This window comes from Saccharothrix tamanrassetensis (assembly GCF_014203665.1).
GTDB classification, from domain to species: domain Bacteria; phylum Actinomycetota; class Actinomycetes; order Mycobacteriales; family Pseudonocardiaceae; genus Actinosynnema; species Actinosynnema tamanrassetense.
Map to the genome: position 1 here is coordinate 702,052 of NZ_JACHJN010000001.1, position 15,705 is coordinate 717,756.

Consider the following 15,705-nt stretch of genomic DNA (forward strand, 5'->3'; position numbering starts at 1 on the left):
GAGACAACCATCAAAGCACCGGACTCACAGGACACATAGGACAGACATTCTCTCGGCTACACAAACACAAGGGTCAACCGGTCAGGTTCGACTCAGCCGCCAGTCACTTCCGGTTGTAGAGCCGCATGGTCCAGGTGCCGAAGACGACGGTGAACAGGATGGCGTAGCCCAGCGTCCACAGCATCGCCTGACCGTTGAACCCGCCGGCCATCAGCGCCCGCACCGCGTCCACCAGCTTGCTGATCGGGTTGACGTTGACGAAGGACTGGAGCCAGCCCGGCATGGTGCCCGGGTTGACGTACACGTTGGACAGGAACGTCAGCGGGAACAGCACCATCATGCTGACGCCCATCACGGACTTCTCGCTGCGCAGCAGCAACCCGAACATGGTCCAGACCCAGGAGAACGCGAACGAGAACGCCACCAGCACCGCCACCCCGAGCACCACACCGACCAGCCCGCCCTCGGGGCGGAACCCGAGGATCAGACCGACGAGGACGATCGTGGTGGACGCCAGCACGTACCGCAGCAGGTCGCCCAGGATGTAGCCGACCATCGGCGCGGGACGCCAGATCGGCAGCGTCCGGAACCGGTCGAACACGCCCTTCTCGATGTCGGTGTTCACCGACACGCCGGTGTACATGGTGATCATCACGACGCTGGTCACCGTGACGCCGGGCAGCAGGTACTGGAGGTACTCCCCCGGCGAGCCGGCCAGCGCGCCGCCGAACAGGTAGGTGAACATCAGGATCATCATCACCGGGAACGCGGTGACGTCGAACAGCTGCTCCGGCACGTGCTTGATCTTCAGCACCGCGCGCCACCCGAAGGTCAGCGACACGGAGAGCGCGCTCGGGCGCGGGGGCCGGTGGGATTCCAGCAGCAGGGCCGCCAGGTCCTCCGGCTTGGGCGCCGCCAGGGCCTCGGGCTCCTTGGTGACGGTCATGCCGCCGCCTCCTTCTTGTCGGTCAGGGCCAGGAAGACCTCGTCCAGGCTGGGCTGGCCGAGGGAGAAGTTGTCCACGGTGATGCCTTCGCGGGCCAGCTGCGCCAGCGCCTCGGCGGCCTGCTCGGTGGCCCTCCCGGACAGCCGGGCGGTCAGCGCCACCGGGTCCGAGTCGAGCTGCACGTCCGCGTCGAGCACCCGCGAGAGCACCGCCTGCGCCTCGGCCCGCTGGTGGGCGTCGCGCAGCCGCAGGTGCACCGCGCCGACCCCGACGGACGCCTTCAGCTCCCCCTTCGTGCCCTCGGCGATCACCCGGCCGTGGTCGATGACCGCGATGCGAGACGCGAGCTGGTCCGCCTCGTCCAGGTACTGCGTGGTCAGCAGCACGGTGGTGCCGTGCGCGACGACCGCCCGCACGATGTCCCACACCTGGTTGCGACTGCGCGGGTCCAAGCCGGTGGTCGGCTCGTCCAGGAACAGCAGCTGCGGCGTGTTGAGGATGCTGGCCGCGATGTCCAGCCGCCGCCGCATACCGCCCGAGTAGTGCTTGACCTGCTTGCCGGCGGCCTCGGTCAGCCCGAACGCGTCCAGCAGCTGGGCCGCGCGCTCCTTGGCGTGCGCGCGGGAGTGGCCGGTGAGCCTGCCGAGCAGCACCAGGTTCTCGGTGCCGGTCAGGTCCTCGTCGACGGACGCGTACTGACCGGTGAGGCTGACCAGTCGGCGCACGGCGTCCGGGTCGGCGCGCACGTCGTGACCGAACACCAGCGCCTGCCCGTCGTCGGGTCGCAGCAGTGTGGCCAGCATCTTGACCGTGGTCGTCTTGCCCGCGCCGTTGGGCCCGAGCAGTCCGTACACGGTCCCGGCGGGCACGGCGAGGTCGACACCGTCCACCGCGCGGGTGTCGCCGAAGATCTTCACCAGTCCCGACGTTTCGATCGCGTTCACTTGGGTTCTTCCTTTCTCACGAGACGTAGGGCCGTTCGCGTCGCGCATCGCGCAACGCGGCCGCCCACCAGGTCAGCTGGTCGAGCATCGCGGTGGCCGCCTGCCGACGGCGCTCGGTGTCCAGCGGGTCGTCGTCGAGCAGGTTGACGCCCACGCCGTTGCGCATCGTCATGACGTGCAGTTCGGTGAAAACCGTCCGGAGCTGCTCGACCGCGTAGATCCCCTCGGAGCGGTAGCCGTAGGAGACGAACCCGGCGGGTTTGGCGTGCCACTCGTCGTAGGCGTAGTCGATCGCCTGCTTGAGCGAGGCGGGGAAGCTGCGGTTGTACTCGGGCGTGACCACGACGAACCCGTCGGCCCACCCGATCCGGGCGACGAACCGGCGCATCGCGGCCGTCGGCTGGTCCGGGTAGCACGGCGGGAAGTCGTAGTCCCCCAGGTCCACCAACCCGACCTCGGTGTCCGGTCGCGCCCCGGCCACCTCGGCGACCCACCGCCCGACCCCGTCCCCGACCCGGCCTTGGCGGGTGCTGCCGACGATCACGGCGATCCGCAACTGTTCCATCCGACACCCCCTCACACCTCTTAGGCGCGAGAGGGCTGCCAGTCGGCCGCTAGGCCGGATCTAGCGGGGGTGCGGGCGGCCGACCCGCGAGTCGCGGTGCGTGCGGTCGTGCCCACGGCAAAAAGGGCGGCTCACCGGGTCTTCCCGGCGAGCCGCCCCGAAGATCGGCGGAGGTCAGATCCGGCAGGTGTCCAGCGAGCTCACCAGGATGGCGCGCGCCCCCACCCGCCACAGCTCGTCCATGATGAACGGCGCGTCGTCCCTGGGCACCAGGGACCGGACGGCCACCCAGCCCTCCCGGGCCAGCGGCGACACCGTGGGCGACTCGATGCCCGGCACCAGCCGGAAGGCCTCTTCCTGCGCGGATGTCGGGCAGTCGAAGTCCAGGATCACGTACCGGCGGGCGATCAGCACGCCCTGCAACCGCCGGTGCAGGATCTCGACCGAGCGGACCGCGGCCGGGGTCTCCTCCACCGTGTCACCCTGGATCAGCACGGCCTCGGACTTCAGGATCGGCTTGCCGAACGTCTCCAGCCCCGACGTCTTCAGCGTGATCCCGGTTTCCACCACGTCCGCGATGGCGTCCGCCACGCCCAGTTCCACGGCCGTCTCGACCGCCCCGTCCAGCCGCACGAGCTTGGCCTTGATGCCGTGCTCGGACAGGTGGTTCTCCACCAGGTTCGGGTAGCTGGTGGCGATGCGGGTGCCCTCCAGCCCCGCCGCGTCGGTGATGCCACCGGGCTTGGAGGCGAAGTAGAACGACGCCTTGCCGAAGCCCAACGGGAGGATTTCCTTCGCGGACACGGTGGAATCGAGCAGCAGATCCCGACCGGTGATGCCGACGTCCAACGAGCCTTCACCGACGTACACCGCGATGTCCCGCGGGCGCAGGAAAAAGAACTGCACATCATTCGCCGGGTCGGCCACGATCAGCTCGCGCCCGGACCGATGGACCCGGTACCCCGCTTCGGACAGCATTTGCGCCGCGGGAGCACTCAACGAGCCCTTGTTGGGCAGGGCGAAGCGAAGAGGAGCCATGCCGCGAAGTCTCCCACACCGTCCCCGGATGCCCTGACCTGGGGCCGACCTCGTGTCCCACGTATTGGAACGGGGCCGGTCGTCCGACATCCGCGGCCACCCGCACCGATCCGCCGGCGTGTCGCACGGGCCCGTCGGACGGCGAAGACAGGGCCTTTCCGGTGCGACGCGCCCGGATTCGCGGCCGGCCGCCGGAATTGTCCCGACGGCACCGGCTCGGCGGATCCGAAAACACTTCGGACTATTCGCCGCTATTCGAACGAGAGGACGCGCACGAGCTGCTCGACGCTTACCGCCGGCCGGACCGGCACCGGATCCGACGCCTTCGCGTCGACTTGCCCGGCGACCTCAGGCCGGGGTCGACCACCAAGTCGCGACGGCGGTGGTGGCGAAGCCGAGCGAGTCGTACAGCGGCTTGCCCGCCACGGCGGCGGACAGCGTCATCGGCCTGTCGGTGACCTCGTTGAGCACCTGGTGCATCAACGCCCGGCCGACGCCGCGCGATCGGTGCTCGGGCAGGGTGGTCACCCAGTACACGCCGGCGGCCGACTCGTCCAGGACGGTCACACACGCACCCGCCACCGCGCCGTCGCGGCGGGCGATGTGCATCCGGGCGGTGTCGTCCTCGAACAACGCGGGTGGGAACGCCTCGCCCGGGGCGAAGCCCGGCAGCGGGAAGCCGTCGAGCACCGTTCGTTCCGCGACGGCGAGTTCTTCGGCGGTGGTGACGCGCGTGACGTCCAGCTCCGGATCGGGCAACGGGGAGGGCTGCCGGATCATCACCGGCAACTGCCGTGGCACGAGCGGCCACGGGGTGCCGTCAACGGTGCCGAACGGGTCTTCGACCGTGGTCCGGCCCTCGGCCTCGGCCACCAGCCGGGAGATCTCGGCGACGTCGTCCGCCGCCGGGTCCGGGCCGAGGAGCAGCACCCGCAGCAACCCCGGGCCGTTCATCGCGACGAAACCCGGCCTCCGGACCAGCTCCTGACCACGGGTGCGGGCGAGCGCGGCCAGGAGGACCTCGGCGTTGCGCGTGGCGAGTCGGAGGGACGCGGGGGCGACAGCCGTCATGATCCGGACCATATGACGCGACAGGACGGTCCGACCACCCGATAGCGCGGGTGCGTGGTCGAACTCGCCCTGCCGGCTCTCAGCTGTGCCGCTTGCCGGCCAGCAGCTGGTCGAACGGCACCACGTCGGCGAACTTGTCGACTGGCGCGGCCGGTGCACGGCCCGCGAGCAGCCCCGCCAGCTCGGCGGACGCACGGTCGATCCGGTCCGACAGCCCCTGGGGCGAACCCCAGTCCGAAGACGCCGCGTACACGCCGGTCGGGACGACGTCCGCCTTCAGGTAGGCGAACAAGGGCCGCAGGGCGTAGTCGAGCACGAGGGAGTGCCGCTCCGTCCCGCCCGTCGCACCGATCAGCACCGGCTTGCCCGCCAACGACTCCGGCTCCAGCACGTCGACGAAGGACTTGAACAGCCCGCTGTACGAGGCGTTGAAGGTCGGTGTCACCGCGATCAGCCCGTCGGCTCCCACGACGTCGTCCACCACGGCCTTCAACCGGGCGCTCGGGAACCCGGTCACGAGGTTGTCGGCCACGTCCCGCGCGACATCGCGCAGGTGCACCGTCCGCACCTCCACCGGCAGCACGGCGCCGACCCCGGCGGCGAGCCGGTCGGCCAGCAGGTGGCTGGACGACGGCTCGCTCAACCCGGCCGACACCACGGCGATCGTGGTCATCGGACCTCGGCCTTCCGCTGCGCGGCGGCCTGCCGCAGCGAGGCGTGCGTCGGGGCGTCCGGCACCTCGGCCGGGCGGCCGGCCGCGAACTCGCGGCGCAGCACCGGCACGATCTCGCCGAGCAGGTCCAGCTGCTCCAGCACCGTCTTCAGCGGCAGGCCGGCGTGGTCCACCAGGAACAGCTGGCGCTGGTAGTCGCCGAAGTGCTGCCGGAACGACAGCGTCTTCTCGACGACCTCCTGCGGGCTGCCCACGGTCAGCGGCGTCTGCGAGGTGAAGTCCTCCAGGGACGGGCCGTGGCCGTAGACCGGCGCGTTGTCGAAGTACGGGCGGAACTCGCGCACCGCGTCCTGCGAGTTGCGGCGCATGAAGACCTGACCGCCGAGGCCGACGACGGCCTGCCCGGCGGACCCGTGCCCGTAGTGCTCGTAGCGCTCCCGGTACAGGTTGATCAGCCGGATGAAGTGCTCCTTGGGCCAGAAGATGTTGTTCGCGAAGAAGCCGTCGCCGTAGTAGGCGGCCTGCTCGGCGATCTCCGGGCTGCGGATCGAGCCGTGCCAGACGAACGGCGGCACGCCGTCCAGCGGCCTGGGCGTCGAGGTGAAGGACTGCAACGGCGTGCGGTGCCTGCCCTCCCAGTCCACCACGTCCTCCCGCCACAACCGGTGCAGCAGGTGGTAGTTCTCGATGGCCAGGTCGATGCCGTCGCGGATGTCCTTGCCGAACCACGGGTACACCGGCCCGGTGTTGCCGCGCCCCATCATCAGGTCGACCCGGCCGTCCGCCAGGTGCTGGAGCATCGCGAAGTCCTCGGCGATCTTCACCGGGTCGTTCGTGGTGATCAGCGTGGTGGCGGTGGACAGGACCAACCGCTCGGTGCGCGCGGCGATGTAGCCGAGCATGGTGGTGGGCGAGGACGGCACGAACGGCGGATTGTGGTGCTCGCCGGTGGCGAACACGTCCAGGCCGACCTCCTCGGCCTTCAGCGCGATCGCCACCATGGCCTTGATGCGCTCGGCCTCGGTCGGCGTCCGGCCCGTCGTGGGGTCGGGCGTCACGTCGCCGACGGTGAAGACACCGAACTGCATGGCCGCTCCTCGGGTCCGGTGGCTGGCCCACCAGGTAATTGAACTGTCAACTATCAGAACGGTACCCGGTCCGCCGCTATTCCGCCGTCGCCGGGTGGCACGGACCACGCCGAGGTGGGTGACACAGGTCACCGGAGGCCGTCCGACCGGTTGTCGTCTGAACGTGATGTCCAATCGCATGGCGAGGCGACCGTCGCCCCGGCGAACCTGTTGGCGGTCAACGTGGTCACCGCCGCCGGCTCGGCCATGCTGATCCGCTCCATCCACAGTGCACTGTCCACACCGCACACCGACGCTGGCCGGCGACATCGGCTCCGGGCTGCGCTTTCCGGGGCAGCACCGGTCGTCCGCGCGCTGACGCCGGTCGCCGCGGCGCCGGCCGGTTCGGCGGCGGTGCTCGCCGGTCCGCGGGCCGGCCTCGCCGCCGGGTGTCGCGCTGCTGCCGGTCGGGGTCGCCCTGGCCTGGGCGACCCCGACCCTGCGCCGTGCGGCGAGGTCCGTCAGCGCCCGTCAGGCCATTTCCAGCGGAATCCGTAACTGCCCGGACCGATGTCGAGCGCCACGCCCAACAATGCACCGCCGGTGTCCACCTCGACCGGGCGGACGGTTTCTCCCTGCCCGTCTGACCGGCGGTACTGAACGCATTCCACCGGGCGCACCGATGGGTCGAACGCGATTTCCAGCACGTATTCCCGCACCGGCAGCCGGAACTTCCGGCCGCAGTCGGTGGCCGGCGGGTACGGCGGCCGGTTCACCAGTTCGTGCTCGATCACGATGCTGTCGCCCCGGCACAGAGTCCGGTCGAACAGCAGTTCCGCCACCACCAGGCCGGCTTCGGGGTGGGCGACCAGCCGGCCCACCGTGCAGTGCCGCAACGGCCTGAGCACCGGCAGCTGCCGGTCCGGCTGGTCGACCTGCGCGATGACCACCCAGCGGTCCGCGCCGTCTGCCTCCGCCCGCAGCACGTGCCGGGAGCGGATGGCGCGTTCGCCCCGGTCCGGCCCCACGGTGACGAAGTCGTGTTGGCTCAGCCGGGTCAGCCGGCCGTCCCAGCTGGTGTCCACCTGCCGGACGGCCCAGTCGACCTGGTCCGGTTCCGGCCACAGGGCGCTGATCGGCATCGGCTGGGCGGGCACCCGCTTGAGCCACCGGCCGCGCGGCCGGGGCGGTCCCAGCAGGCTCGCCAGGTATCCGTCGGGTAGGGCCAGTATCTCCTCCAAGTGGCCGATGGCGGCCAGTGACGACCGGCGTTCCGGGCGGCTGCGCCCGGACTGCCAGTAGCTCAAGGTCGCCAGGCTGACCTTCACGCCGTGTTGCGCCAGGTGCTCCCGGATGCGCTCCAGTCCCAGTCCGCGCTCCGCGATGGCGGCCCGTAAGGCCCCGGCGAATGTGTCCGTTCTCGCTGTGTCCATAGCAACTCCCCCTTGCTGCCCGCACAACGGTATTGCGCGAACGGTTCCGGGGGAATGGCCTGATGACCACTTTCTGTGCCCGGATGCCGGTCGGGGCCGACTGGCCGACCACGAAAAGGCCGGTGGGACATCCCGTTCTCCGCCCCTGACAAGGGCTTTACCGGGTCGTCGTGGAACCCGGCGACGGCCCGGCAGCGGAGTTCCGATTAGGACGGTCACGGTGCGGGCGCGGCGGGCGAACCGTCCGAATAGTGGAGCAGGGCGCTGAGGTCCTGTCGGCTCAACGGCCGATAGGGGTAGCGCGACCGGCGGGTCCACCGGCGGCGTCGACGGTCTGCCGGGCTTCGGGAGAGCGATCACGGGAACGGCGCGGGTCGAGGAGAGGGAGGCGGTGTCACCCCAGCGAGGGACACCGGGGTAGCGGAACGCCGCCGCCGCGTTGGGCATCAGACCGGTAGCGCACCCCGCACCACGCGCAGGCCCGCTTCGGCGACGCCCCTCGGTGGTCAGGTCGGCGGTCGCGATCCATTGCCCGCCAGGCTTTCCGCGGATCGGCGAGATTCCCTCCCGGGTGGACTGTCGTCATCCGCTCCGGACGGGCGGAGCGGTGCAACAGGTCCTCCTGCACCCTGCGGGTCGAGCCGGCCACGGCTCTGCGCTCGCCCGAGTGGCAGTTCAGATAGACCCTCGAAGCCGGCAAGAGGCATATTTCACCCGATTCCTCGCCCGGTGCCCACGCGATCGGCACATCGTCGCTGCACGGCTGATACGGGAAACCCACGGCGCCGTGTTTCGATCGCGCGAAGAACGGCAGGTTGGGCGAGCCGAAATGGCGGATTCCGGCGGCTTTCAGATCGGCCGCAGTCGCCGTGCGCGGGCCGGGAAGGCCAGGTTGCCGCAGTACCGGGTCGGCGGGCCACCCGCCGAGCCGCCCCAGTGTGACGGGCGAGCCGTTCGGTGTCGGCGGCGAACGGGTCGTGCAGGCCCTCGCCGGGCGCGGTTCAGCGGCGGGGCGACCACCACAGCGCTGTCGCCCCGCCGCCACACCACTTCGGCGTGCGGAAACCGGCCTGCCGCAACGCTTCCACGGTCCAGGAGGCGGGCGGGCAGAAGGCGGGCTCGCCTTCGGACATCGACCGGTGCGGTCCTCAGCTCCGTTCGACGAGGTGCCCCACCACGTCCGGACCGGGGTGCGCGTGCCCGGAGCCGTCCCGGCGGTTCTCCACCGCGGGCAGCTCCACCGGCGCACCGTTGTCCGCCGCACCGGCCGGCCGCGGACCGACCCACGCCAGCACCAGGCCGCTCTCGCCCTTCAGGAACCGGTGCGCCCGCACGCCGCCGGTCGCCCGGCCCTTCGCCGGGTACTCCGCGAACGGTGTCACCTTCACGCTCTGGCCGGTGGACGTGACGACCATCGGCTCGCCGTGCTCGTCGTCGTCGGTCCGCACCGCGCCGAAGAACACCACCCGCGCGTCACCCGGCAGGTTGATGCCCGCCATGCCGCCGCCCTTCAAGCCCTGCGGGCGCACCAGCGCAGCGCTGTAGCGCAGCAGCGAAGCCTCCGACGACACGAAGACCAGCGTCTCCTCCGCGCTGCCCAGCCAGGTCGCGCCGACCAGCTCGTCACCGTCCTTGAGGCTGATCACCTCGAACTCGTCCGACCGCACCGGCCACTCCGGCGCGCACACCTTCACCACGCCCTGCCGGGTGCCCAGCGCCAGGCCCGGCGACCCGGTGTCGGACAGCGGCGCGATGCCGATGACCTTCTCGCCCTTCTCCAGGTCCACCAGCTCGCTCGCCGCCATGCCTCCGCTCAACGACACCGTGCCGCTCTGCTCCGGCAGCACCGGCAGCGGCAGCACGTCGGTCTTGAACGCCCGCCCCCGGTTGGTCACCAGCAGCACCTGACCGCGCGCCGTCGTGTGGACGACGGCCGCCACCGCGTCGTGCTTGATGCGGCCGTTGCGCCTGCGCGCCTCCGAAGCCTCCTCCGACTCGGCGGCGGTGCGCGCCACCAGCCCCGTCGCGGACAGCACCACCTGGCACGGGTCGTCCGCGACCTCCAGCGGCCCGGCCGGCTTGGACGCGGCCAGCACCTCCTTCAGGTCGCCGTCGAGCAGCACGGTGCGGCGCTCGTACTGGAGCTCCTTGGCCACCTTCGCCAGCTCGGCGGACACCACCTTCTTCAGCTCGCGCTCGTCGTCCAGGATCTTGGACAGCTCGGCGATCTCGTTGCGCAGCCGCTCCTGCTCGGCCTCCAGCTCGATCGCGTCGTACCGGGTGAGCCGGCGCAGCGGCGTGTCCAGGATGTAGGTCGCCTGGATCTCCGAGAGCTTGAACGCCTTCATCAGGCCTTCCTTCGCGGCCTGGGCGTTCTCGCTGCCCCGGATCAGCTTGATCACCTTGTCGATGTCGAGCAGCGCCTTGAGCAGGCCCTCGACCAGGTGCAGCCGGTCCTCGCGCTTGCGGCGGCGGTACCGCGTGCGGCGGGTGACCACGTCGTACCGGTGCGCCAGGAACACCTCCAGCAGCGCCTTGAGGCCCAACGTGCGCGGCTGGCCCTCGACCAGCACCAGGTTGTTGATGCCGAACGACTGCTCCATCGGGGTCAGCCGGTACAGGTCGGCCAGGAGCGCCTGCGGGTTCACCCCGACCTTGCACTCGATCACCACCCGCGTGCCGTTCTCGCGGTCGGTCAGGTCCTTGACGTCGGCGATGCCGGTCAGCCGCTTGGACTTGGTGACCTCGTCGGTGATCTTCTCGATGATCTTCTCCGGCCCGACGCCGTAGGGCAGCTCGGTCACCGTGATCGCCTGCCGGCCCCGGCTGCCCTCCAGCGGTCCGGTCTCCACCTTCGCCCGCATCCGCACCACACCGCGGCCGGTCTCGTAGGCCTTGCGCACCTCGTCCAGCCCCAGCAGCACCCCGCCGGTCGGCAGGTCCGGGCCGGGGATGAACTCCATCAGCTTGTCCAGCGACGCGTCCGGGTGGGTGACCAACCAGCGCGCGGCGGCCACCACCTCGCCCAGGTTGTGCGGGATCATGTTCGTCGCCATCCCGACCGCGATCCCGGACGTGCCGTTGACCAGCAGGTTCGGGAACGCGGCGGGCAGCACCGAGGGCTCCTGGAGGGAGCCGTCGTAGTTCGGGCGGAAGTCGACGGTGTCCTCGTCCAGCTCGCCGACCAGCAGCATCGCGGCCGGCGACATGCGGGCTTCGGTGTTGTGGTTGACGAACCCGCCAGCCAGGAACGAGTGGTCCTCCGACTGGACACGGACGGAGTACACCTGCGCGGGCTCGGCCGCCTCGACCGAGGCCACGGTCTCGAAGCGGTACCCGGAGTCCATGATCGGCAGGATCGTCGCGAGCACCTCGGTGTCCTTGATGCGGTCGATGATCCGCAGGCGCTCCGACTCCCACCGTTCCACGCGGTCGAAGTTGTGGGTGGTGAGCCACTTCCGGCCGCTGCCGCGGCGGTCGAAGTCGAGCGCCCGGCGGACGTAGTCGGCGACGAACGGCACGTGGTCCGAGCTCAACCGGTGTGGGCGCAGTGGCGAGTGGCCGAGCAGCGCGCTCAACCTCGCCTGCTTCGTCTTCAGGAATCCGACCCGCTCGGCGAACGCCCGGACGTTGCGCAGCCCGGACACGACGAGCCGGTGTTCCACCGATCCGTTGGGCCGCCGGTACTGCTTCCGTCCGGCGATGACACCGAACTCGGCCAGCAGCTCCTGCATCTGCTCGGCCAGGACGGCACTGTAGGTCGAGTACTGGATCGTGAAGCCGTTGTCGGCCGCACGGCAGCCGCCGTCGCCTTCGAACGCGGCCATGAGGAAGGCCCGCTTGACGCCCCAGCCGCCCTTCCAGACGAACTCGGGGACGAACTTCGACCTGGACTGGTGACCGATCAACTCCGCGAGCGGGCTCGCGCGGAACGCGGCCATGCCGCCTGCGTGCTCTTGCACGTCCAGTTCGTGGACGAGCTCCCGGTCCCGCCTCGTGTGCCGCTCCGCCAGGTAGCGCCGGCCACCCACGACCTGGTCGTAGGCGTGGACGACCTCGTTGAAGAAGTGCTCGTCGGTGTTGTTGAACCCGGCTCGCGACTCGCCGGCGAACCCCTCGGAGACCCACGCGCCGCCCAGCACACCGAGCATGTGCTCGCGCGCCGTCGGCACCACCTGTGACCAGGCGTTCCGGGCTACCGCGACGACCGCACCCGGCTGGAGCCCGTCCAGCCGCCGCCACTGGAACAGCGGCACCCCCATCGGGGCTTCCAGGCACAGCACCAGGTGGTTCTCGCTGCCGCGCAGCGAGAAGCCCGACTTCGTCGTCATGCGGATCGTCGGGTGCACGCCGGAGTTGAAGACCTTGTCGACCCGGACCGCCTTGCCGTCCTTGTCCAACACCTCGAAATCGGCGTCGGCCTCGGCATCGGCGGGTAGGTCCACCAGCTCGTCGATGCGCGGACTCGACCCGTCGGCCAGGCGGATCCGGGTGTCACCGACGACGCAGTAGCGCGAGGCGGCCGGTCCGTCGTCCGGGGATCCGAAGTTGCCGTGCCCGTCGACCAGCGGGGTGTTGAGGGAGAAGTCCTGGGCCAGGCGGACCATCGCGTCGTAGATGGCGGTGTCGCCGTGCGGGTGGTACTTGCCCATGCAGTTGTGCACGACCTGACCCGCGACCACGAACGCGTGCTCGTCGGTGTCCACCTGGATGTCGTAGGTGGTGTCCGGCGCGGCCGGCTGCACGGCGACGACCTCGGACAGCGACATCGCGTCCGGGCGGTCGGCGGTACGGGCCGTGCGGATGACGTCGACCAGGGCGTCGTGGCCGGTCTTCGCCCAGCGCAGCAGGGCGGTGGCCAGCGCGGACGCGTGGCGGCCGGCGATCCACAGGCCGTCGGGGGCGCGTTCGGCGCGGATGCCCGCGTCGGCCAGCATCGCGTAGACGTGGTCGCCGGTGTCCGTGAAGCCGATCTCCCGGCCGTCGTGGACGTGGCCGGACGCGTCGAACAGGCCCGCCAGGAACGGCGTCCAGCGGCTGCGGTCGGCCAGCACGGCAGACGGGGTGCGCAGCACGGCGGTGAGCAGCGCGTCGTCCGGCTCGAACGTGAGGACGTGGCGGTCCACGCCGTCCTCGCCCTCGTACTTGTCGCGCGACACGGTCAGCTCGCGGCTGATCGCCCAGCCGTGCGCGGTGTCCACCGGTTCGGCGCGGGTCATGGTCAGGTGCACGCGCCGGCCGTCGACCACGCCGCGGGCCGCGACCAGTCCCAGCACGTACGCCGCCACGTCGCCGCCGTCCGCGACCAGCACCGCGTGCCGGTCCGCGCCGTAGCCGACGGTGTGGTGGCCGGTCAGGTCGCGGGCGTCGGTCCACTCGCCGTCGGCGGTGCGGAACCGCTGGCCGGGCGTGACCAGCACGGTGTCGCCGTTCGCCCAGGTGACCCGGACCAGTTCGGAGGCCGGGTTCCGGTAGGCCTCCACCACCCGGACCGGCCGGCCGCCGTGGTCCAGCACGTGGTCGCCGACCTCGATCTCCTCGATCGGGCGCAGGCCCTCCGGGGTGGAGACCAGGGCGCCGCGCACGAAGCAGTCGCCGACCACGCGGGAGGACTTGACGTACGGGCTGGTCGGCCGGTAGCCCTGCTCGTTCATCGAGAACAGGATGCGGCGGTGCACCGGCTTGAGGCCGTCCCGCGCGTCCGGCAGCGCCCGCGAGTGGATGACCGAGTACGCGTACTCCAGGTACGAGTCCTCCATCTCGTCGGTCAGCGAGTTGTCGAACACCTGCGCGCCCGCGCGGTCGAAGGCGGACGGGTCGACCCTGGTCGTGGGGGTCTTGCGGCGAGCCACTGTTTCTCCTGCGTCAGACGTCGATCGCGGACTGGTCGACCCGTGCGGCCGACTCGACGAGCCACGCCCGGCGCGGCTCCACCTTCTCCCCCATCAGCAGCTCCAACGCGGCCTCCGCGGCTTCCGCGTCGTGCATGGTGATGCGGCGGACGGAACGGGTGGCGGGGTTCATGGTGGTCTCCCACAACTCGTCCGCGTCCATCTCGCCGAGGCCCTTGAACCGGGGCACCGGCTTGACGATCGTCTTGCCGGCCTTCTCCAGCCGGGCGACGGTCTGCTCCATCTCCCGCTGCGTGAAGGTGAAGTGGGTCTCCGGGTTGCGGCCCTTGGTCACCACCTTGTGCAGCGGGGGCATCGCGGCGTACAGCCGGCCGTCCTCGATCACCGGCCGCATGTACTTGGCGAACAGCGTGATCAGCAGCGTCCGGATGTGCGAGCCGTCGACGTCCGCGTCGGCCATCAGGATCACCCGGCCGTACCGCATCGCGGGCAGGTCGAACGTGCGGCCGGTGCCCGCGCCGAGGACCTGCACGATGGAGGCGATCTCGACGTTGCGCAGGGTGTCGGCGAGGCCGGCCTTCTGCACGTTGAGGATCTTGCCGCGCAGCGGCAGCAGGGCCTGGTACTCCGAGACCCGGGCCATCCGCGCCGAGCCGAGGGCGCTGTCGCCCTCCACCAGGAACAGCTCGCTGCGGGCCACGCCGGTGGAGCGGCAGTCCACCAGCTTGGCGGGCATGGCCGCGCCTTCGAGGGCCGTCTTGCGGCGGGCGGCGTCCTTCTGCTGCTTCTGCGTCAGGCGGACGCGGGAGGCGTCGACGACCTTCTGCAGGACGGTCTTCGCCTCGGCCTTGGTGCGGCGGTCCTCGGTCCACGCCTTGATGTGCTTCTCGACGACGCCGAGCGTCACCTTCGTGATGCCGGCGGTGGACAGCTCGTCCTTGGTCTGGGAGGTGAACTGCGGTTCGGGGATGCGGACGTGCACCACCGCCGTCATGCCCTCCAGCACGTCTTCCAGGGTGGGCGGGTCTTCCTTGGGCTTGAGCAGGCCCCGGGACCTGCCGATGGCCTCCTGCACGGCCTTGACCATCGCGCGTTCGAAGCCGCGGCGGTGGGTGCCGCCGTGCACGTTGCGGATGGTGTTGGTGAAGCACTCGACGGTGCGCTCGTAGCCGGTGCCCCACCGCAGGGCGATCTCGACCTCGGCCTGGCGCTCGACCTTGGAGCGCATCACGCCGTTCTCGTCGGCGGCGTTCTCGTGGTAGACGCCGGTGCCGTTGATCAGCAGCGTGCCGGTCACCGGCTTCTCGTCGGACGGGGCCAGGAAGTCCACCATGTCGGACAGGCCGCCGGGGTAGTGGAACGTCTCCTCGACGATCGCGCCCTCGGTGGCGTCGCGCAGGGTGTAGGTGACGCCGGGGACCAGGAACGCGGTGTTGCGCAGCTTCGCGCGGACCGCTTCGACGTCGAGCTTCGCGCCGTTCTCGAAGTACCGGGCGTCGTACCAGTACCGGATGGAGGTGCCGGTGCGCTTGGTGCGGCCGGTGACGCGCAGGCCGGACTCGCGGGTGAACGCCGCGTTCGGGCCGGGGCCGTCGAACGTGCCGGGCACGCCGTGCGCGAACGACATCTCGTGCTTCTTGCCCTCGCGCAGCACCACCACGTCGAACCTGTGGGACAGCGCGTTGACCGCGGACGCGCCGACGCCGTGCAGGCCGCCGGAGGTCTTGTAGCCGGAGCCGCCGAACTTGCCGCCCGCGTGCAGCCGGGTGAGCACCAGCTCGACGCCGGACAGGCCGGACTTGGCGTGCGTGCCGGTCGGGATGCCCCGGCCGTCGTCGTCGACCTGGACGCTGCCGTCGGCGTGCAAGGTGACCACGATCTTCGTCGCGTGCCCGGCCACGCCCTCGTCGGTGGAGTTGTCGACCACCTCGGTGAACAGGTGGTTGATCCCCCTGCTGTCGGTGGACCCGATGTACATGCCGGGGCGCTTGCGAACCGCTTCCAGACCTTCCAGGTGGGTCAGGTCGTCGGCCCCGTACAGGATCTCAGCGGTCACCGGGTCGGTCTCCCCAGGTCTTGATGTGCGTCGAGCGGTTCACGGTAGTGGAGGGTAACT

Annotated in this window: 10 protein-coding genes and 3 pseudogenes; all 13 read right to left on the bottom strand. The window is 70.6% G+C overall.

The genetic code is table 11. The features are described 5' to 3' along the window. Positions 1–103: 103 nt before the first annotated feature. On the bottom strand, positions 104–946 hold the full coding sequence (locus tag FHS29_RS02810; RefSeq protein ID WP_184687870.1) for an ABC transporter permease: 843 nt from the start codon (positions 944–946) through the stop codon (positions 104–106). After that, a complete protein-coding gene (locus FHS29_RS02815) occupies positions 943–1,938 on the bottom strand; it encodes an ATP-binding cassette domain-containing protein (RefSeq protein WP_184687872.1) in 996 nt (331 codons plus the stop codon). Before FHS29_RS02815 ends, FHS29_RS02810 begins: the two co-directional genes overlap by 4 nt. Continuing rightward, on the bottom strand, positions 1,907–2,455 hold the full coding sequence (locus FHS29_RS02820; RefSeq protein WP_184687874.1) for an NADPH-dependent FMN reductase: 549 nt from the start codon (positions 2,453–2,455) through the stop codon (positions 1,907–1,909). The genes FHS29_RS02815 and FHS29_RS02820 overlap by 32 nt, the downstream gene beginning before the upstream one ends. A gap of 174 nt (positions 2,456–2,629) precedes the next feature. Next, positions 2,630–3,493 carry an ATP phosphoribosyltransferase gene (gene hisG, locus FHS29_RS02825; protein ID WP_184687876.1) on the bottom strand — a complete coding sequence of 288 codons (864 nt, stop codon included), beginning with the start codon at positions 3,491–3,493 and terminating at the stop codon, positions 2,630–2,632. Between the two features lie 348 nt (positions 3,494–3,841). Continuing rightward, complete coding sequence (locus tag FHS29_RS02830; RefSeq protein ID WP_184687878.1) at positions 3,842–4,564, bottom strand: GNAT family N-acetyltransferase; 723 nt, start codon at positions 4,562–4,564, stop codon at positions 3,842–3,844. A gap of 79 nt (positions 4,565–4,643) precedes the next feature. Further along, positions 4,644–5,237 (bottom strand): FMN reductase, encoded by a 594-nt coding sequence (locus tag FHS29_RS02835; protein WP_184687880.1) that lies wholly within the window; start codon positions 5,235–5,237, stop codon positions 4,644–4,646. Continuing rightward, positions 5,234–6,325: an LLM class flavin-dependent oxidoreductase gene (locus FHS29_RS02840; RefSeq protein WP_184687882.1), complete on the bottom strand. Its 1,092-nt coding sequence runs from the start codon at positions 6,323–6,325 to the stop codon at positions 5,234–5,236. Before FHS29_RS02840 ends, FHS29_RS02835 begins: the two co-directional genes overlap by 4 nt. Positions 6,326–6,825: 500 nt before the next feature. Beyond that, positions 6,826–7,737: an XRE family transcriptional regulator gene (locus FHS29_RS02845; RefSeq protein WP_184687884.1), complete on the bottom strand. Its 912-nt coding sequence runs from the start codon at positions 7,735–7,737 to the stop codon at positions 6,826–6,828. Between the two features lie 1,001 nt (positions 7,738–8,738). After that, positions 8,739–8,870, bottom strand: a complete 132-nt coding sequence (locus FHS29_RS37560) for a hypothetical protein (RefSeq protein ID WP_281391494.1) — start codon at positions 8,868–8,870, stop codon at positions 8,739–8,741. 15 nt (positions 8,871–8,885) lie between these two features. Next, positions 8,886–10,961, bottom strand: a pseudogene (locus FHS29_RS38605) (DNA gyrase subunit A); the annotation flags it as partial. Positions 10,962–11,351: 390 nt separating this feature from the next. Beyond that, positions 11,352–12,233 (bottom strand): annotated as a pseudogene (locus tag FHS29_RS38610) (LAGLIDADG family homing endonuclease); the annotation flags it as partial. Between the two features lie 12 nt (positions 12,234–12,245). Next, positions 12,246–13,589 (bottom strand): annotated as a pseudogene (locus FHS29_RS38615) (DNA gyrase subunit A); the annotation flags it as partial. Positions 13,590–13,602: 13 nt separating this feature from the next. After that, a complete protein-coding gene (locus tag FHS29_RS02855; protein WP_184687888.1) occupies positions 13,603–15,645 on the bottom strand; it encodes a DNA gyrase/topoisomerase IV subunit B in 2,043 nt (680 codons plus the stop codon). Positions 15,646–15,705: the final 60 nt, after the last annotated feature.

Bases quoted from the DNA above. Each gene is read 5' to 3' on its own strand.
- FHS29_RS02815 (WP_184687872.1), bottom strand. From the start codon at position 1,938: ATGCGCGACGCGAACGGCCCTACGTCTCGTGAGAAAGGAAGAACCCAA.
- FHS29_RS02820 (WP_184687874.1), bottom strand. From the start codon at position 2,455: ATGGAACAGTTGCGGATCGCCGTGATCGTCGGCAGCACCCGCCAAGGC.
- FHS29_RS02840 (WP_184687882.1), bottom strand. From the start codon at position 6,325: ATGCAGTTCGGTGTCTTCACCGTCGGCGACGTGACGCCCGACCCCACG.
- FHS29_RS37560 (WP_281391494.1), bottom strand. From the start codon at position 8,870: ATGTCCGAAGGCGAGCCCGCCTTCTGCCCGCCCGCCTCCTGGACCGTG.
- FHS29_RS02830 (WP_184687878.1), bottom strand. From the start codon at position 4,564: ATGACGGCTGTCGCCCCCGCGTCCCTCCGACTCGCCACGCGCAACGCC.
- hisG (WP_184687876.1), bottom strand. From the start codon at position 3,493: ATGGCTCCTCTTCGCTTCGCCCTGCCCAACAAGGGCTCGTTGAGTGCT.
- FHS29_RS02810 (WP_184687870.1), bottom strand. From the start codon at position 946: ATGACCGTCACCAAGGAGCCCGAGGCCCTGGCGGCGCCCAAGCCGGAG.
- FHS29_RS02835 (WP_184687880.1), bottom strand. From the start codon at position 5,237: ATGACCACGATCGCCGTGGTGTCGGCCGGGTTGAGCGAGCCGTCGTCC.
- FHS29_RS02845 (WP_184687884.1), bottom strand. From the start codon at position 7,737: ATGGACACAGCGAGAACGGACACATTCGCCGGGGCCTTACGGGCCGCC.